Below are 18,197 nucleotides of genomic sequence, written 5' to 3' on the forward strand. Positions count from 1 at the left end.
TTCAAAGGGGAATGAATAATGAAACAAATCTTAATTTAACCAATAACATAGGAAAGCAAATTTATGTGTGGAATTGTCGGTGCAGTAGCACAACGTGATGTAGCAGAAATTTTAGTCGATGGCTTACACCGTTTAGAATATCGTGGTTATGACTCGGCTGGGGTTGCAGTCTTAAATGCTGATCACAATATGCAAGTCGTTCGCCGTGTAGGTAAAGTGAAATTCTTAGACGAAGCGATTGAAGCAAACCCACTTTTAGGTGGTACAGGGATTGCCCATACCCGCTGGGCGACTCACGGTGAGCCATCAGAAACCAATGCTCACCCACACCGTTCAGGTAAAATTGCGGTGGTGCATAACGGTATTATTGAAAACTACGAAGAATTGCGCGCTGAGTTACAACAACGTGGCTATGTGTTTCAATCTCAAACGGATACCGAAGTGATCGCCCATTTGGTTGAGTGGGAATTCCGTACCACCCCAAATCTGCTTGAAGCTGTCAAAAAAGCGGTGAAACAGTTGCGTGGTGCTTATGGTACAGTGGTGATGAACCAAGATGAGCCAGAACATTTAGTCGTTGCACGCTCAGGTAGTCCATTAGTTATCGGTTTAGGCGTAGGGGAAAATTTCCTTGCTTCCGACCCGCTTGCGTTGTTAAGTGTTACCCGCCGTTTTATCTATCTTGAAGAAGGTGATGTAGCTGAGATTACCCGTCGTACCGTAGATATTTATAACCGTGCAGGCGAGAAAGTAGAACGTGAGATTCACGAGGGTAACTTTGAGTCTGATGCGGCAGATAAAGGTCAATATCGTCACTATATGCAAAAAGAGATTTTTGAACAGCCAGTGGCGATTATGAATACCCTTGAAGGACGTATTACTAACGGAAAAGTGAATATTGAAGCGATCAGCAATAATGCTGAAGCCATTTTGAAAAAAGTTGAGCATATTCAAATTGTTGCTTGTGGTACTTCATATAACGCAGGTATGGTGGCTCGTTACTGGTTTGAATCTATTGCAGGTGTCGCTTGTGATGTGGAAATTGCGTCAGAATTTCGTTATCGCAAATTTGTGACACGCCCAAATAGTTTACTTGTCACTATCTCACAATCGGGCGAAACAGCGGATACCTTAGCGGCATTACGTTTAGCCAAAGAATCGGGCTTTATGGCAGCAATGACGATTTGTAATGTGGCAAGTTCATCATTAGTCCGTGAATCCGATTTTGCCTTTATGACACGTGCAGGGGTAGAAGTGGGCGTTGCTTCAACAAAAGCCTTTACCACGCAATTAACTTGTTTATTGCTTTTAACAGCGGCATTAGGTCGTTTAAAAGGTAATGTATCGGCAGAGCAAGAAGCAGAAATCGTAAAATCATTACAACGCTTGCCAGCTCAAATTGAAAGTGCCTTAGTGTTTGATAAAGAGATCGAAAAACTCTCTGAAGATTTTGCGGAGAAACACCATACCTTATTCTTAGGTCGTGGCGAGTTCTACCCAATCGCAATGGAATCGGCGTTGAAATTAAAAGAGATCTCTTATATTCACGCAGAGGCTTATGCGGCAGGGGAATTAAAACACGGGCCATTAGCGTTAATTGATTCGGATATGCCAGTGATTGTGGTTGCACCAGAGAATGATTTACTTGAAAAAGTGAAATCAAATATCGAAGAAGTACGTGCACGTGGCGGTCAAATGTATGTGTTTGCGGATAGTGAAGCGGGCTTTAGTACACAAGAAGGCTATACGGTATTAACTTTCCCGAAAGTTGACCATGTTACAGCACCAATTTTCTACGCAGTACCATTACAATTATTGTCATATCATGTTGCTTTAATTAAAGGTACTGATGTGGATCAACCTCGTAACTTAGCGAAATCTGTAACAGTAGAATAACCTTCCAAAAAAGTGGCACATATCTATTAATGTGCCACTTTTTTCTAATGCTGATATTGGAATAATAAGGCTGAATTATAAATTCAGCCTTGTGATTTCTATTTTTCAGAGTGTTCTAAATACAGCCATTCAGCTACTTGCTTCGCAAAATAGGTCAAAATACCATCAGCACCTGCACGTTTGAAACAGAGTAATGATTCTATAATACACTCTTTTTCTTTGAGCCAGCCGTTTTGAATTGCAGCCATATGCATGGCATATTCACCTGAGACTTGGTAAGCAAAGGTTGGTACACCAAAGGTTTCTTTAACACGATAAACTAAATCTAAATATGGCATACCTGGTTTTACCATGACCATATCTGCACCTTCTTGAATATCAAGGGCAACTTCATGTAAGCCTTCATTACCATTTGCAGGGTCGAGTTGGTAAGTTTTCTTATTTCCCCCTTTCAAGTTACCCGCAGAACCAACGGCATCACGGAAAGGCCCATAGTAGTTGGACGCATATTTAGCAGAATAAGCCATAATCTGAGTGTTGATAAAACCGTGTTGTTCAAGGGCTTGGCGGATTGCGCCAATACGTCCATCCATCATATCACTTGGTGCAACAATATCCGCCCCTGCTTGTGCGTGAGAAAGGGCTTGTTTAATAAGCACTTCAGTGGTGATATCGTTTAGTACATAGCCTTCTTCATCAATGATGCCATCTTGTCCGTGTGTCGTGAATGGGTCAAGGGCAACATCCGTCATCACCCCTAATTTTTCACCAAAAGCTTGTTTTAATGCTCGTACTGCACGTTGTGCTAAACCTTCAGGGTTGTAAGCTTCTTCTGCCATTAATGATTTTTTGCTCTCTCCAACAACAGGGAAAAGGGCAATAACAGGCACGCCATATTTCACTAAAAGTTCGGCTTCAATCAGCAGTTGATCGATCGTTAGGCGTTCAACACCTGGCATAGAAGGCACTTTTACTCTTTGATTTTCGCCTTCAATCACAAAGACAGGGTAAATTAGATCACTTGCGGTGAGCGTATTTTCTGCGACAAGACGACGACTGAAATCATGTTTACGTAAACGGCGTGGACGGCGAGTTGGAAATGAAGTAGAAAGATATTGAGTCATATAAAATCCTATTTGCAAAAAATGTCAGAAATGTGACCGCTTGTAAGCGTATATAAAGGTAAAAGGGACGCAGTGAGCGTCCGCTTTCTTATGAATGTGTTGCTTCTGTTTCATCATCTTTCGGTTGATAAAAGCGAGAGACAATGACACCAACTTCAAACAATAGACACATTGGTACGGCAAGTAATGTTTGAGAGAACATATCAGGTGGGGTAAGTAACATACCAATCACAAAGGCTCCCACGATAATATAAGGGCGTTTTTCTCTTAAACTCTCTGCAGTCGTTATACCAGACCAACAGAGTAAAATGATCGCGACAGGCACTTCAAAACACACGCCAAAAGCTAAAAAGATTGTTAGGATAAAATCTAAATAGCTATTGATGTCTGTTGCCATTACTACGCCTTCTGGGGCGGTTTGGGTTAAAAAACCAAAAATAAGTGGGAAAACCACGTAATAGGCGAAGGCTACACCGATGTAAAATAGAATAGAGCTAGAGATTAAGAGCGGATAAACTAATCTTTTCTCATGTTTATATAAAGCAGGAGCAACAAATGCCCAAACTTGATACAAAATATAAGGTACTGAAACAAACACCGCCACAATTGCCGTCAATTTAATTGGGGTAAAAAACGGCGTGACGACATTGGTTGCAATCATCGTTGCGCCTTCTGGTAAGCGTTCAGTCAATGGGCTTGCCAGTAAGGAGTAAATATCGTTTGCCCAATAAACTAAGGCACAAAACACGATTAAAACGCAAATAACCGCTTTTAACAAGCGGTTACGCAGTTCAACTAAATGAGTAATCAGGGGTTGAGATTCTTCAACTGACATGCTGTTTATCCTGTTTCGCTTGCGGTTCAACTGCTGCAAGATCATCATCAGGCGGATAATACGCCATCAATTTATCTTCATCTGCTTCTGCAAGTTCCGCAATTTTATCTGCGGAAAGTTCTTGCTCTGCAAGCGGTTCTTTTTGCTCTGTTTTTTGTGATTCGGCATTCGCAGAAAGTTGTTGGCTCTCTTGCTCAATTTTGCTTTGAATGTCATTCACTTGTTCTTGTGTGAGACTTTCAATTTGCCCTTTTGCCGAATCCAAATTTTCTTGCATTTTTTGTGCAGACTGTTTGAGTTCTTCTACGGTTTTGCTTAATTCTGGGGATAACTTGCTTAAGTTTAGTTCTTCTGCTTTCTTAATACTTTCTTGCAACTCTTGCAATTTTAACTCTTGGGAAAGTTCATTTTGAACATTTGCAGCCAACCCACGAATAGTACGTACCCAACCCATTACTGTTCTAATTGCAATCGGCAGGCGTTTAGGGCCTAGTACCACTAAGCCCACAATAAAGACTAAAACTAATTCAGAAAAACCTATATCAAACACGGATTATGCCTGCTCTTTGTCTTTTGCTTTTTGTTCAGTAGATTCAGCTTGTTTTTGTTCTACTTTTTCAAACTCAGCATCTTTTGCTTTGTCATCGTTCATTGCTTTTTTGAAACCTTTTACGGATTCACCTAAGTCTGAACCTAAGCTACGCAATTTTTTTGTTCCGAATAATAAAACGACAAGTAAAACGATAATGGCTAATTGCCAAATACTAATACCACCCATTGTGTGTACCTCTTATAAAAGTGAAAATAAAATCGTCTTGATTATACGATTTTTCCAGCGCAATGGCACTTATTTTGTCGAATTTCGACTAAAGAAAAAAGAAGTAATTCTCCGAAATGTGCGTTTTGTCACACTATTTTACTTCATGGCATGATGTTATTTTGATGTGTTGATGATTTTTTCATCTTTTAAACAGATAAAATGTGAAGTAATTCCACTTTTTCGCAAATTTATCGAAAAATCCAATCTAGATATGACAAAAGGCGTTGGATAGTTTGCCATCCTATATTAAAATGCGTGCTTTTCCATGGTGGGATTTTCCACTTCACTTTAACCACAGAGAACCAAAAATGAACTCAAACCGTAGTTTACTGATTATGGGTTTGTTGCTTGTCTCGTTCTTGATTTTTACGCAATGGCAACAGGATTACGATCCTGAAATTCAGGCTCAAAAACAAGCAATGGCTCAACAAGCTCAAACACAACAAGTTGCAAATCAATCGGGCGATGTACCCGCTTCATCTAATTCAACAACGATTAATGAGCAATCAACAAAAGGGAAAACTATTACCATTGAAACCGATGTGTTGCGTTTAACCGTGGATACTTTAGGTGGTGATGTTGTTGATTCTGACTTATTAAAATACAACGCAGAATTAAATTCCAATACGCCATTTGCTTTGTTACAAGATAATGAAAAAGTAACTTATGTGGCACAAAGTGGATTAGTCGGTAAAAACGGTATTGATACCAATGCAGGACGTGCACAATATCAAACGACAGCAGATAAATTTGCTTTAGCAGAAGGACAAAATGAAGTTTCTGTGCCATTAACCTTTGAAAAAGATGGCGTGGTTTATACTAAAACGTTTACCTTAAAACGTGGTAGCTATGATATCGCGGTAGATTACCATATCAAAAACAGCACAGCTGCGACATTAGAAGTACAACCTTATGGTCAGATTAAACACTCTTTAGTAGAAAGCGCGGGCAACTTTGCGATGCCAACTTATACAGGTGGTGCTTATTCATCTTCTGAAGTGAACTATAAAAAATATAGTTTTGAAGAAATGACTAAAGCGAACTTATCAGTTGATACTAAAGCAGGTTGGGCGGCAATTTTACAGCACTATTTCGTTTCTGCATGGATTCCAAACCAAGATGCTGAGAATAACCTTTATACTCGCACCGCAAATGGTGTAGGTACTATTGGCTATCGTGGACCGGTGACACAAGTTGCACCAAATAGCGAAGCAACCATTACCAGCCATTTATGGACAGGACCGAAAGATCAAGCAGCAATGGCAAAAGCAGCAAATAACTTTGACTTAACTGTGGATTACGGTTGGGCGTGGTTTATTGCCAAACCATTGTTCTGGTTACTGACCTTTATCCAAAGTATTGTTTCTAACTGGGGTTTAGCAATTATTGGTGTAACGATTGTGGTGAAAACAATCCTTTATCCACTCACCAAAGCTCAATATACCTCAATGGCGAAAATGCGTATGTTACAACCACGTATTCAAGAGATGCGTGAACGTTTCGGAGACGACCGTCAACGTATGAGCCAAGAGATGATGAAGCTTTATAAAGAAGAAAAAGTAAACCCAATGGGCGGTTGCTTACCAATTCTTTTACAAATGCCAATCTTCATCGCATTGTATTGGACCTTTATGGAAGCGGTAGAATTACGTCACGCACCGTTCTTTGGCTGGATTCAAGACTTATCGGCACAAGATCCATACTACATTTTCCCACTCTTAATGGGTGGTTCAATGTACTTGTTGCAAAAAATGTCGCCAACACCAGTGGCTGACCCAATGCAACAAAAAGTGATGAACTTTATGCCAGTGATGTTTACCGTGTTCTTCTTATGGTTCCCGTCAGGCTTAGTGCTTTACTGGTTAACCTCTAACTTGATTACCATCGCACAACAATGGTTAATCTACCGTAACTTAGAGAAAAAAGGTTTACACACTCGTGTAAAAAAATAATCTAGAGTGAATATCTTTTAGGGCGAACCAATGTGTTCGCCCTTTTAATAAGACAAGCGGTCACATTTCTTTCGTTTTTTACCAATTTGATACAAAATAACTTATGTCAAATCTTTGCCCTTGCCAATCAAATCAGCCCTATAGCCACTGTTGCCAACCGTTTCATCTTGGTGAGCAATTGCCAACTACTGCAGAACAGTTGATGCGTTCACGTTATTCTGCTTATACGCAAGTCAATATAGACTATATTGTGAAAACGACAGTACCTAGCCAACAAGCCTTACTTGACCAAGTAGCAATGAAGACATGGGGCGAAACAACAAAATGGGCAGGTTTAGAGATTATTTCGCATAAGCCAGCGATCAGTAAAATTCATAGTATGGTTGAATTTAAGGCTTATTTTGAAACAGAAGAAGGCAAACAAGCCCACCACGAATTATCATTATTCGTTAAAATTGATGGGCGTTGGTATTTTGTCGATCCGACCGTGCCGTTGCCAACAATGAAGCAACCTTGTGTTTGTGGCTCAGGGAAGAAGTTTAAACATTGTTGTGGTGCTTTCTTGTAATCAGCTCAGATCTATCTAATAAAAAACCTCAGATAAACTGAGGTTTTGTAAAAAATTACTTAGATTCTACCGCTTGTTAAGCTTGTTTATCGCCAATTAAAACAGACTCTAAAGCGATTTCAATCATTTCATTGAATGTTAATTGACGCTCTTCTGCTGTTGTTTGCTCATGAGTACGGATATGATCTGACACGGTACAAATAGTTAATGCTTTTGCACCAAATTCAGCTGCTACACCGTAGATACCTGCTGCTTCCATTTCTACGCCTAAAATACCGTATTTTTCCATCACGTCAAACATAGATGGATCTGGCGTATAGAAAAGATCTGCCGAGAATAAGTTACCTACACGAACGTTAATGCCTTTCTCTTTTGCTGCTTGTACTGCAGCTGCGGTCATTTCAAAATCGGCAATCGCAGCAAAATCGTGATCTTTAAAGCGCATACGGTTTACTTTAGAATCAGTACACGCACCTACGCCAATAACGACTTCACGTAATTTCACATCTTGACGTACTGCACCACAAGAACCTACACGGATAATTTTTTTCACACCGTATTCAGTAATAAGTTCTTTTGCATAGATTGAACAGGATGGAATACCCATACCGTGGCCCATAATAGAGATACGGCGACCTTTGTAAGTCCCTGTGTAACCAAACATATTACGTACGTTGGTCACTTGTTCTGCGTTTTCTAAGAAAGTTTCTGCGATATATTTTGCACGAAGTGGGTCACCTGGCATTAAAACTACATCGGCGAATGCACCAGCAGGCGCGTTAATATGTGGAGTCATTTTGTTGTTCCTCTTTGTTTTGGGATTAGTATCCCGTTACATGTTGATTCGCTTGCTCATTATTTAATGTTGCAAGCAGATTTGCTAATAAACTTGATGCACCAAAACGGAAATGGTCTTGGTTAATCCAATCGTGTCCTAAAATCTCTGTTGCTAAAGCAAGATATTGTTCTGCTTCTTCAGTGGTTTTTACACCGCCAGCCGCTTTAAATCCAACACGATCAGCAACGCCAAGATCACGAATAGTTTCAAGCATAATACGTGCAGATTCAAGGGTTGCATTAACAGGCACTTTCCCTGTTGATGTTTTGATGAAATCCGCTCCAGCATTGATTGAAATTTCGCTCGCTTTGCGGATAAGTTCGGTAGTTTTTAATTCCCCAGTTTCAATAATAACTTTTAATGCAATTTTTTGTGCAGAACAGACCGCTTTACACTGTTTGACTAATTCAAAGCCCACTTGTTCATTGCCAGCCATTAATGCACGGTAAGGGAAAACTACATCCACTTCGTCTGCACCATAAGCAACAGCAGCTTTTGTTTCTGCCACAGCAATTTCAATATCATCATTGCCGTGTGGAAAATTGGTGACGGTCGCAATTTTTACTTGTGTAGTGCCTTGTGCCGCCAATGTTTTACGAGCAATGGGTACAAAACGTGGATAAACACAAACCGCAGCAGGAGAGCCAAATGGCGTGTTTCCTTGCTGGCATAATGTTATCACTTTTTCGTCCGTATCATTATCATTTAATGTGGTTAAATCCATTAAAGATAAGGCTTTTTGTGCAACTTGTTTTAAGCTCATGTTAATTTCCTTTTTTTCTTAATTGGAAGAAAAAACGCAATCGTTTAACTTCGCTATAAACGACAACACCACAGTTGCCTGTGGTGTTGAATCTATAAGAATTAGGGGTTAAACAGCTCCACCAATTCCAATGAATAGACCTGCAATTGCAGCACTCATTAAGTTAGCAAGAGAACCTGCAAGTACTGCTTTTAAACCTAAACGCGCAACATCACCACGACGATTTGGTGCCATAGAACCTAAACCACCGATTAAGATTGCAATAGAACTAAAGTTTGCGAAGCCACATAATGCGAAGGTAATGATTGCTTTAGTTTTGTCTGTAAGCGCCATTGGTGCTTCAGGGCCTAAATATTTAGCAAATTCTAAATAGCCAACGAATTCATTGATTGCTAATTTTAAACCAATCATTTGACCCGCTACTTCAGCTTCATTCCATGGCACACCGATTGCCCATGCTAATGGTTTAAATACCCAACCAAGAATTTGACCTAAGTTTAAGCCTTCGTAGCCAATCCAACCACCGATACCACCTAATACACCGTTAATTAATGCAATTAAAGCGATAAAGGCAATTAACATTGCACCGACGTTTAATGCTAAGTACATACCTGAGCTTGCACCTGCTGCCGCTGCATCAAGTACGTTAGCTGGTTTTTCTAATTCAACATCTTCAATGCTATCATTGAATTTTTCTGTTTGTGGAATAAGAATTTTAGCAAATAATAAGCCTGCAGGTGCAGCCATAAATGATGCTGCGATTAGGTAGGTAAGTGGAACGCCCATGCCTGCGTAACCCGCCATTACAGAACCTGCGATAGACGCTAAACCACCACACATTACCGCAAAAAGTTCTGATTCAGTCATTTTGCTAATGTAAGGTTTCACCACTAATGGTGCTTCTGTTTGACCAACGAAGATATTTGCAGCAGCAGACATAGATTCTGCTTGAGATGTGCCAAGGGCTTTCTGTAAACCACCACCAATAATTTTGATAACCCATTGCATTACGCCAATATAGTAAAGCAATGAAATTAATGCAGAGAAGAAAACAATGATAGGGAGTACTTTGAATGCAAAGACGAAACCGCCTCCACCAAAGACTTCAAACATTTTATCACTGACGAGACCGCCAAATAAGAAAGCGACCCCTTCATTACCATAACTAATGACTTTTGCAACGCCATTAGCCATTGCCCCTAATGCATCACGTCCAACAGGAACGTAAAGAATAAGTGCCGCAATCCCTATTTGTAAAGCTAACGCACCTAAAACTGTGCGATAGTTGATGGCTTTTTTGTTATTCGATAACAAGAAAGCGATAGCTAATAGTACAAAAATACCTAATAAGCTATTTAAAGTACCCATAAGAAGCCTCCAGAAAGAAGATGAAATTCGTAAATAAATGTATGAAATTTACTTACTAAAATAAAAGGTGGCACAATATAGCAACTTTTCAACAGAATATCTTTACTTTTTTGTACTAAAAAAAGGCAAAGTAATAAAAAGTAATCGCTATACTGCCAAAAATGTGAGCTATATCTCATTTTAAATTTGACTAACTTTATAAGGCTAAGTAAATAGAGTAGTTTATCTTTACATATTTTACTCAATAAGTAGGGAATTTATATGCATAAGATTATTCTTGATTGCGATCCTGGTCATGATGATGCTATAGCAATGTTGTTAGCTTATGGAAATCCTGACATTGATTTACTTGCTGTAACAACCGTAGTTGGTAATCAAACTTTAGATAAAGTCTCTCGAAATGCGCTTGCTATTGCTGAGATTGCAAATATAAAGGGAGTACCTTTTGCCAAAGGGGCGGTGAGACCACTAGTCAGAGAAGTTGAAGTGGCACCAAGTATTCATGGCGATTCGGGTTTAGATGGTCCAGTACTTCCAGAGCCACGCTTACAACATGAAGAGAAACATGCGGTTCAGCTGATTATTGACTTAATTATGAGTCATCCTGAAAAAACAATCACTTTAGTACCAACGGGTGGATTAACGAATATTGCTTTGGCTGCACGCTTAGAACCAAGAATTATTGAGCGAGTCAAAGAAGTGGTGTTAATGGGCGGTGGTTATCACACGGGTAACTGGAGTGCTGTTGCTGAATTTAATATCAAAATTGACCCTGAAGCCGCTCACATCGTATTTAATGCCGGTTGGAAAGTGACAATGGTTGGGTTAGATCTTACCCACCAAGCCCTTGCAACGCCTGATGTGGTTGAGCGTATTGCTGCTATCGGTTCAAAACCTGCTCAATTCGTCGTTGAACTGCTAGATTTCTTCGGCAAGATGTATAAACAGGCTCAAGGCTTTGATTATCCGCCTGTTCATGATCCTTGTGCTGTGGCTTATGTGATTGATCCAACTTTAATTGAGACACAAAAAGTCCCCGTAAACATTGAGCTAACGGGCACTCATACCTTAGGTATGACCGTTACCGATTTCCGTTACCCGCCGAAAGAGTGTAATACCTATGTTGCCAAAGTGCTTGATCGAGAGCGTTTTTGGGACTTAATTATTGATGCGATAAAGCGACTTTAATATCCTATTTTTTATTCCCTTTCTCTTTGAAAAGCTGATTTTATTTTACGATCAGCTTTTCTTATTTTGTGATTTAGTTCACAAATTTGTGGGAAAAAGATTGATCTTTTTTCATAAAAAACTAATATAATCAAACAAATGTCCATCAATAAAAACATTTGTCCCTTATGTGAGAAAGATCGCTATGAACAACAATGAAAAAATTATTCTAGAACTCATTCGTCAAAATCCCTTTATTTCTCAACAAGATCTTGCAGACTATATAGGGCTTTCGCGTTCAGCCGTTGCTAATATTATTTCTTCTTTAATTAAACGAGAGTACCTACTTGGTAAAGCGTATGTATTAAATGAGAGAAATGCTATTCTTTGTATTGGCGCAGCAAATGTCGATAAAAAAATTAAAACCTACCATGAGCTCAAAAGATATACATCCAATCCTGTTAATTCCATCACAACTATCGGTGGTGTCGCTCGTAATGTTGCTGAAAATTTAGGAAGGTTAGGGCAACGAGTTAACTTTATTTCGACCGTAGGTAATGATCCAGAATGGGAGCGAATTAAGTCATTTTCGTCCGAATTTATGGATATGAACAATGTTATTACGGTAGAGGGACAATCTACGGGTTGTTATACCGCATTGCTTGATAAAGATGGTGAGATGTATTTAGGATTGGCAGATATGTCAATTTATGACAATTTGACTCCTAAAGCATTGAATAGATATGCAACACTTATTAAAAGTGCACGTTGTATTGTAGCAGATCTCAACTGTCCAAAGTCGACGATCGAATATCTGTGTAAAAGTGCAAAAGGACATGGTATTCCCTTGATTTTAATTGCGGTGTCAGAACCTAAAATGGACCGTTTACCGCAAGACTTACAAGGTGTGAGCTGTTTAATTATCAACAAAGGCGAAGTGGCGGCTTATTTTAACCAAGTGTTAGATTCTGATGCCAAAGTAGAAGATGCCGTCACACGTTTAATGGCACAAGGTGTCGAGCAAGTGGTGCTTACATCAGGCTCAAAAGCGATTTTAAATGCTTCAAAAGACGGATTAACTTGGCACTCTGTCCGACAAATTGAGCCGAGCCAGATCGTTGATGTTACAGGGGCAGGCGATGCCTTTAGTGGTGCCTTTATTTATGCGTGGCTCAATGCCTATGAGCAAGACAAAGCTGTCTTGGCAGGATTAACCAACGCTTATCATACAATTCAGTCTGAATTTACTGTTCGACCAAATTTAACCCAATCTCAATTAGAAACCGAAATGGAGCATTATTATGAATAATTACCTGATTTTATCTGATGAAGTACAACGTGGTATGGAAAAGGGGCTACCGATTGTTGCCCTTGAATCCACGATTATTTCTCACGGTATGCCTTACCCGCAAAACGTGGCAATGGCAAGAGAAGTTGAACAGATTATCCGTGATAACGGGGCGGTGCCTGCGACTATTGCCATTATTGACGGCAAAATCCGCATTGGTTTATCCGATGATGAATTAGAACTTTTCGGCAGTAGCAAAGGGATCGCTAAAGTCTCTCGCCGTGATTTACCACAAATTGTTGCAACCAAAAAATTAGGGGCAACGACCGTTGCATCAACAATGATTTGTGCGGCTTTAGCGGGCATTAAATTCTTTGTAACAGGCGGATTAGGCGGCGTACATAAAGGCTGGGAAACCACCCTTGATATTTCTGCAGACCTTGATGAATTAGCGCAAACCAGTGTAGCGGTGATCTGTGCTGGGGCAAAATCGATCCTTGATTTAGATGCAACCCTTGAATACTTAGAAACCAAAGGCGTGCCAGTCGTTGGCTATCAAACCAAAAATCTACCAGCGTTCTTTACCCGTGACAGTGGCTTACCGCTTGCTCTTTCTAGCGAAACCTTAACAGAAATTGCCGATATGATTAAAGTAAAATGGCAACTTGGCTTAGAAGGTGGCGTAGTGGTTGCAAACCCAATCCCACAAGAAGATGAATTAGCCCCAAGCTACATCAACGGCATTATTGACGCTGCCGTGAAAGAAGCAGAAGAAAAAGGCATTATCGGCAAAGATATTACCCCGTTCTTACTCGGTAAAATCGTTGAAATGACCGAGGGTAAGAGCTTAGAAGCAAACATCAAACTCGTGAAAAACAACGCAAAAGTCGGTGCTCGTTTAGCAGTAGAATATTTCAATCGTTAAACTCCATTCATTGAATACAAGCGGTAAGTTTTGTGAAAAAACTTACCGCTTTCTTTTTAATTCCATAAAAAATTTGATCTACTTCTCACTTTTTTATGCTATTGATTGCGTTACTTTATTTATAGGATTATTCTTTGGAGCAAATTTTCTTTTTGCTTAATGCCAATGGAGTTTTTATGTCGAGATTAACCAAACAACAAATTTTAGACCAATTAAAACATGGCTTAATTGCTTCTTGTCAGCCTGTCGATGATGGTCCAATGGATTCACCTGAAATTGTGGCAGCGATGGCAAAAGCATCTGTGATTGGCGGTGCAGCAGGATTACGAATCGAAGGAATTGAAAATTTAAAAGCGGTGAGAGCGGTGGTGGATGTGCCGATTGTGGGTATTGTTAAGCGTGATTTGCCTGATAGCCCAGTGCGTATCACGCCATTCTTGCAAGATATTGATGATTTATACCACGCTGGAGCCGATATTATTGCTTTCGACGGCACAGATCGTGTGCGTCCAACCACCATTGAAGCCTGTGCAAGACGTATTCAAGAGCTAGGGGCAATGTCAATGGCGGACTGCTCAAACTACCAAGAGGGTATGTATTGCCAAGAGTTAGGCGTGGATCTAATTGGTAGCACCATGTCGGGCTATACTGGGGGCGAAGTGCCTGACGAGCCTGATCTGCAATTAGTAAGAGATTTAGTGGCAAGTGGCTGTCGAGTAATGGCGGAAGGGCGTTACAACACCCCTGAACTTGCGGCTGTAGCGATTGAGAACGGAGCTTATGCCGTAACCGTTGGCTCAGCTTTAACCCGTTTAGAGCATATTGTCAGCTGGTTCGTCACCGCAATCGATAATCGCAAAACAGGAGCCTAAAATGACCGCTTGTTTAGCCATTGATGTGGGCGGAACTAAAATTGCTGCCGCCCTTGTAACCTTAACGGGCAAAGAGTCGGAGGTGTGTGAACGTACCCAAATTCATACGCCACAAAATCCGAGTGCGGAAGCTTTAGATTCGGCGTTAGCTCAAATTTTGACACAGTTTCAAGGGAAATTTGATAAGGTTTCAGTGGCGTCAACGGGGATTATTCAAAATGGTATTCTCACCGCCTTGAACCCGAAAAATCTCGGCAATTTGGCGTTTTTCCCCCTTGAACAGAGCATTGCCAAACATACTGACAAGCCGATCACCCTATTAAATGACGCACAAGCGGCTGGTTGTGCCGAATTTTTACGTCAAGAGAACATTGAGAATTTTGCATTCATCACCGTTTCAACAGGCGTCGGTGGCGGTATTATTCTTAACCGAAAACTCTTTACAGGGACAAATGGCGTGGCAGGGCATATCGGGCATAGTTTGGCAGATCCGAATGGTGAAGTCTGTGGCTGTGGACGAGTCGGCTGTGTCGAAGCCGTTGCTGCAGGACGAGCGATTGCACGAGAAGCAGCAAAATGGGAAAACCCTTGCGATCCGCCTGAAGTGTTTGAACGCTTTCGAGCAGGGGAGCCACAAGCGGTCGCTTTAGTCGAAAAATCAGCAAAAGCCATTGCTCACTTAATTGCTGACCTTAAAATCAGCTTAGATATTCAACGTGTTGCCGTTGGCGGCAGCGTTGGTTTGGCTCAAGGCTATTTAGCCAAAGTGGAGCAATTTCTTGCAGAGATGCCTGAGATTTATCGCCCTGAGGTTATTCCTGCTTTCTATGCGCAAGATGCGGGTTTGATCGGAGCTGCGTGGTGGGCGGAGAACGAAAACCAATAATTTTTTGATTTAAATAGGATCTGAGTATGAAAAACTGAGATCCTATTTATTTTGTAGTAAAGTTTGTTACAATTCTTCTCTCTTATGGATTAGGAGGTAAAATGCAAGTTGTAACAAAGCTAATTCCCACCAAACTCATTTCGAGTAAATCAACACAAACAACACGCTCATCTAATCAACATATTGAACGTAATGAGCTATTGAAGAAACTTGCAACTGCCGTACACTATCCGTTAACCGTTGTGATTGCACCAGCTGGTTATGGAAAAACCACATTAGTTTCCCAATGGAAAGAACGTCTATTGGCAAAAAAAGAACAAGTAGCATGGTTTTCTCTTGATGAAAGCGATAACAATGCAGAGCAATTTTGCCACTATTTTTCATCAGCATTAGCAAGAGCAACGGGTATTTCACTTCAAGACGTTGCTTATAAAAATAACTTAATTGACTTTTTTGGACAGCTGTTAGTCCTATTAGACAATGTATCTCGTCATTTTTACCTTATTATTGATGATTACCATCTCATCGAAAATCCTGAAATTCATGAAGCATTACGTTTTTGGTTAAAGCATCAACCTGATAATATGAGCTTGGTTTTATTGTCTCGCTTAACACCACCGTTAAGTATTACCAATTTACGTATTCATGAGAAATTATTAGAAATTGATGTTCATCAGCTGGCATTCACGCCTACAGAAACACGTCAATTTTTTGAACAAAAACTAAATCAAACATTAAACGATGATGTGATCTTCGCCTTGTGTGAACGTGTAGAAGGTTGGGCAACAGCGCTACAACTGGTTACGTTGGCGATCAAACAAAATGCTGATCTATTAGATTTCCCTGAAAAATTACTCGCAAAATTAAACCAACAACATATTGCCGACTACCTTAATGAAGAAGTTTTCCACTATGTTGAGCCTGAAATCAAGCTTTTTATGCAACGTTGCTCAATTTTACGTTCCATGAATGAAAAATTGGTCATTGCACTAACGAATGAAGAAAACAGTGTAAAACGCCTTGATGAATTAGAGAAACATGGTTTGTTTATTAATAGAATGATGTTAGATGACGGTGAAATTTGGTGGAAATTTCATCCTATTTTAGCAGGATACCTTGCACAAAGCTGTCGTTTAGAGCTTCCAAATGAATGGCAGCAACTACATCAAATAGCATCAATGACGTGGCTCAAGTTAGGTTATGGCTCAGAAGCTCTCTATCATGCCCAAATGCTAGATAATCCTGCAACCTTGTATCAAATTTTACAAGATCATGGTTGGAGTTTGTTTCATCAAGGACAGCTAAAATTATTAGAAGATTGTTTAGAGCATTTACCTTCAGAACAAGTATGGCAAGATGAAAATTTAGTCCTGCTTAAAGCATGGTTGGCTCAAAGCCAACATCGCCATCAAGAAGTTACGGGTATTTTGCAAAAATTTCAGCCAAAGTCACCGCTTACAGAGAGCCTGCAAGGCAGATTTGATGCACTTCGAGCTCAAGTTGCTATTAACGCAGGGGATGAGGAGCAAGCCTATCTCTTAGCAAATCAGGCGCTAGCAAATTTATCCGATGAATTTGGTTATGCTCAAATTGTCGCCACATCTGTTATCGGAGAAGCACAACATTGCCGTGGTTATTTGAAAGAATCGCTTTCTTTAATGCAAAAAGTCGAAAAGATGGCAACAAGTCAGCGAGCTTATCATCATTGGCTTTGGTCTAAATTACAGCAGTCAGAAATTCTTTCTGCTCAAGGGTTTTGGCAATCAGCCTATGACTTACTGAAAGAAACAACACTACAAACGGAAGACTTTCACCAAATCCCAATGAATGAGTTTTTATTACGTTTAAAAGGGCAAATCCTTTGGGAATGGCATCATCTTGATCAAGCAGAAGCCATGGCAAATGCAGGTATCGATGTATTAGAAAAGGAAGAAGAACGTATTCAAAGTTTAGCATTGCTCGCTAAAATATCACTGACAAAAGGTGATTTAAATAATGCAGAACGTTTGATTGAACAATGTAGGACCTTACTTTCTCGTAGTTCTCCGCATAAAGATTGGGTAACTGCTTTAAATGAGCTCCAATTAATCTATTGGCAGATGAGTAATAATACCGAACATTTAGAAGGATGGTTAGCTCAAACGAGCTTTCCTAGCCAAGAGCATAATCATTTTACTCAACGTCAATGGCGTAATATTGCGCGTTGTTATTTGCTACAGGAAGATTATGAGCAAGCTTTGCGAATCTTAAACAGTCTACTACGGACAACGGCTATTTTTAATTTAGTGAGTGATAGCCAAAGAGCTTTAATTTTACGAAACCGTGTTTATTATCTTCAAGGTAAACAAGATCTTGCTCAACGAGATCTGATTCAAGCACTTAACTTAAGTCAACAAACGAATTTTATTAGTGCTTTTGTGATTGAAGGTGATCTCATGGCACAGCAGATTCGTCATTTATTACAACTCAATGTGTTAGAAGAGCTATCGACACATAAAGCACAATTTATTTTACGCAGTATTAATCAACATAATCGCCATAAAACCGCTCATTTTGATGAAGAGTTCGTAAAAAATTTATTAGAAAATCCACAAGTGCCAGAGTTGTTAAAAATTAGCCCGCTAACACAACGTGAATGGCAAGTCCTTGGACTTATTTATTCTGGATACAGTAATGAACAGATTTCTCAAGAGCTAGTCGTGGCGATGACAACCATTAAAACGCATATTCGTAACCTTTATCAAAAAATAGGGGTAGCAAATCGTGCAGAAGCCATTGAATATACGAGAAGTTTATTAAGAATGATGGGATATAATTAGGCATAGTAGACAAAATTGTTGCTGAACCGTCAAAAACTATGCCATGTGGACAAAATTGTTGCTAATGTTTATTTTT

16 protein-coding genes are annotated in these 18,197 nt (G+C 39.9%); 9 read left to right on the plus strand and 7 right to left on the minus strand.

The features are described 5' to 3' along the window. Window positions 1-63: 63 nt before the first annotated feature. A complete protein-coding gene (gene glmS / locus C5N92_RS08140; RefSeq protein ID WP_111750353.1) occupies window positions 64-1,896 on the plus strand; it encodes a glutamine--fructose-6-phosphate transaminase (isomerizing) in 1,833 nt (610 codons plus the stop codon). A gap of 98 nt (window positions 1,897-1,994) precedes the next feature. Here the strand turns inward: glmS and hemB are convergent, their stop codons facing one another. From hemB to tatA, 4 genes are all read right to left on the minus strand, one after another. After that, on the minus strand, window positions 1,995-3,020 hold the full coding sequence (gene hemB / locus C5N92_RS08145; protein WP_111750354.1) for a porphobilinogen synthase: 1,026 nt from the start codon (window positions 3,018-3,020) through the stop codon (window positions 1,995-1,997). A gap of 88 nt (window positions 3,021-3,108) precedes the next feature. Continuing rightward, window positions 3,109-3,855, minus strand: coding sequence for a twin-arginine translocase subunit TatC (gene tatC, locus C5N92_RS08150; protein ID WP_111750355.1), 747 nt, complete (start codon window positions 3,853-3,855; stop codon window positions 3,109-3,111). Further along, window positions 3,845-4,405, minus strand: coding sequence for a Sec-independent protein translocase protein TatB (tatB, locus tag C5N92_RS08155; RefSeq protein WP_111750356.1), 561 nt, complete (start codon window positions 4,403-4,405; stop codon window positions 3,845-3,847). Before tatB ends, tatC begins: the two co-directional genes overlap by 11 nt. A 3-nt stretch (window positions 4,406-4,408) precedes the next feature. Beyond that, a complete protein-coding gene (tatA, locus tag C5N92_RS08160; RefSeq protein ID WP_111750357.1) occupies window positions 4,409-4,633 on the minus strand; it encodes a Sec-independent protein translocase subunit TatA in 225 nt (74 codons plus the stop codon). A 350-nt stretch (window positions 4,634-4,983) separates the two neighbouring features. On the opposite strand from tatA, the gene yidC reads away from it, so the two are divergent. Then, window positions 4,984-6,627, plus strand: a complete 1,644-nt coding sequence (yidC, locus tag C5N92_RS08165; RefSeq protein WP_111750369.1) for a membrane protein insertase YidC — start codon at window positions 4,984-4,986, stop codon at window positions 6,625-6,627. Window positions 6,628-6,730: 103 nt separating this feature from the next. Further along, window positions 6,731-7,195: a YchJ family protein gene (locus C5N92_RS08170; RefSeq protein ID WP_111750358.1), complete on the plus strand. Its 465-nt coding sequence runs from the start codon at window positions 6,731-6,733 to the stop codon at window positions 7,193-7,195. Window positions 7,196-7,271: 76 nt separating this feature from the next. On the opposite strand, the gene deoD is transcribed toward C5N92_RS08170, so the two are convergent. From deoD to C5N92_RS08185, 3 genes are all read right to left on the minus strand, one after another. Beyond that, a complete protein-coding gene (gene deoD / locus C5N92_RS08175; RefSeq protein ID WP_111750359.1) occupies window positions 7,272-7,991 on the minus strand; it encodes a purine-nucleoside phosphorylase in 720 nt (239 codons plus the stop codon). A 25-nt stretch (window positions 7,992-8,016) separates the two neighbouring features. Further along, on the minus strand, window positions 8,017-8,796 hold the full coding sequence (gene deoC / locus C5N92_RS08180; RefSeq protein ID WP_111750360.1) for a deoxyribose-phosphate aldolase: 780 nt from the start codon (window positions 8,794-8,796) through the stop codon (window positions 8,017-8,019). A gap of 108 nt (window positions 8,797-8,904) precedes the next feature. Beyond that, on the minus strand, window positions 8,905-10,164 hold the full coding sequence (locus tag C5N92_RS08185; protein WP_111750361.1) for a NupC/NupG family nucleoside CNT transporter: 1,260 nt from the start codon (window positions 10,162-10,164) through the stop codon (window positions 8,905-8,907). Window positions 10,165-10,425: 261 nt separating this feature from the next. Between C5N92_RS08185 and uriH the strand changes: the two genes are divergently transcribed. The 6 genes from uriH (at window position 10,426) to malT (ending at window position 18,121) form a co-directional block, all read left to right on the plus strand. Further along, window positions 10,426-11,352, plus strand: coding sequence for a uridine-preferring nucleoside hydrolase UriH (gene uriH / locus C5N92_RS08190; RefSeq protein ID WP_111750362.1), 927 nt, complete (start codon window positions 10,426-10,428; stop codon window positions 11,350-11,352). A 184-nt stretch (window positions 11,353-11,536) separates the two neighbouring features. Beyond that, window positions 11,537-12,640 (plus strand): carbohydrate kinase, encoded by a 1,104-nt coding sequence (locus C5N92_RS08195; RefSeq protein WP_111750363.1) that lies wholly within the window; start codon window positions 11,537-11,539, stop codon window positions 12,638-12,640. Continuing rightward, on the plus strand, window positions 12,633-13,544 hold the full coding sequence (locus tag C5N92_RS08200; protein ID WP_111750364.1) for a pseudouridine-5'-phosphate glycosidase: 912 nt from the start codon (window positions 12,633-12,635) through the stop codon (window positions 13,542-13,544). The genes C5N92_RS08195 and C5N92_RS08200 overlap by 8 nt, the downstream gene beginning before the upstream one ends. Before the next feature lie 176 nt (window positions 13,545-13,720). Beyond that, a complete protein-coding gene (locus C5N92_RS08205) occupies window positions 13,721-14,416 on the plus strand; it encodes an N-acetylmannosamine-6-phosphate 2-epimerase (protein WP_111750365.1) in 696 nt (231 codons plus the stop codon). Between the two features lies 1 nt (window position 14,417). Beyond that, window positions 14,418-15,302, plus strand: coding sequence for an N-acetylmannosamine kinase (locus tag C5N92_RS08210; protein ID WP_111750366.1), 885 nt, complete (start codon window positions 14,418-14,420; stop codon window positions 15,300-15,302). A gap of 101 nt (window positions 15,303-15,403) precedes the next feature. Further along, window positions 15,404-18,121, plus strand: a complete 2,718-nt coding sequence (gene malT, locus C5N92_RS08215) for an HTH-type transcriptional regulator MalT (protein WP_111750367.1) — start codon at window positions 15,404-15,406, stop codon at window positions 18,119-18,121. Window positions 18,122-18,197: the final 76 nt, after the last annotated feature.

Origin of the sequence: Glaesserella australis, from assembly GCF_003260095.1 — a bacterium.
Taxonomy (GTDB): Bacteria; Pseudomonadota; Gammaproteobacteria; order Enterobacterales; family Pasteurellaceae; genus Glaesserella; species Glaesserella australis.

Excerpts from the sequence above, each read along its gene's own strand:
- C5N92_RS08205 (WP_111750365.1), top strand. The coding sequence starts at position 13,721 with ATGTCGAGATTAACCAAACAACAAATTTTAGACCAATTAAAACATGGC.
- tatA (WP_111750357.1), bottom strand. The coding sequence starts at position 4,633 with ATGGGTGGTATTAGTATTTGGCAATTAGCCATTATCGTTTTACTTGTC.
- C5N92_RS08185 (WP_111750361.1), bottom strand. The coding sequence starts at position 10,164 with ATGGGTACTTTAAATAGCTTATTAGGTATTTTTGTACTATTAGCTATC.
- C5N92_RS08170 (WP_111750358.1), top strand. The coding sequence starts at position 6,731 with ATGTCAAATCTTTGCCCTTGCCAATCAAATCAGCCCTATAGCCACTGT.
- glmS (WP_111750353.1), top strand. The coding sequence starts at position 64 with ATGTGTGGAATTGTCGGTGCAGTAGCACAACGTGATGTAGCAGAAATT.
- tatC (WP_111750355.1), bottom strand. The coding sequence starts at position 3,855 with ATGTCAGTTGAAGAATCTCAACCCCTGATTACTCATTTAGTTGAACTG.
- hemB (WP_111750354.1), bottom strand. The coding sequence starts at position 3,020 with ATGACTCAATATCTTTCTACTTCATTTCCAACTCGCCGTCCACGCCGT.
- C5N92_RS08200 (WP_111750364.1), top strand. The coding sequence starts at position 12,633 with ATGAATAATTACCTGATTTTATCTGATGAAGTACAACGTGGTATGGAA.
- deoC (WP_111750360.1), bottom strand. The coding sequence starts at position 8,796 with ATGAGCTTAAAACAAGTTGCACAAAAAGCCTTATCTTTAATGGATTTA.
- yidC (WP_111750369.1), top strand. The coding sequence starts at position 4,984 with ATGAACTCAAACCGTAGTTTACTGATTATGGGTTTGTTGCTTGTCTCG.
- C5N92_RS08195 (WP_111750363.1), top strand. The coding sequence starts at position 11,537 with ATGAACAACAATGAAAAAATTATTCTAGAACTCATTCGTCAAAATCCC.
- C5N92_RS08210 (WP_111750366.1), top strand. The coding sequence starts at position 14,418 with ATGACCGCTTGTTTAGCCATTGATGTGGGCGGAACTAAAATTGCTGCC.
- uriH (WP_111750362.1), top strand. The coding sequence starts at position 10,426 with ATGCATAAGATTATTCTTGATTGCGATCCTGGTCATGATGATGCTATA.
- malT (WP_111750367.1), top strand. The coding sequence starts at position 15,404 with ATGCAAGTTGTAACAAAGCTAATTCCCACCAAACTCATTTCGAGTAAA.
- deoD (WP_111750359.1), bottom strand. The coding sequence starts at position 7,991 with ATGACTCCACATATTAACGCGCCTGCTGGTGCATTCGCCGATGTAGTT.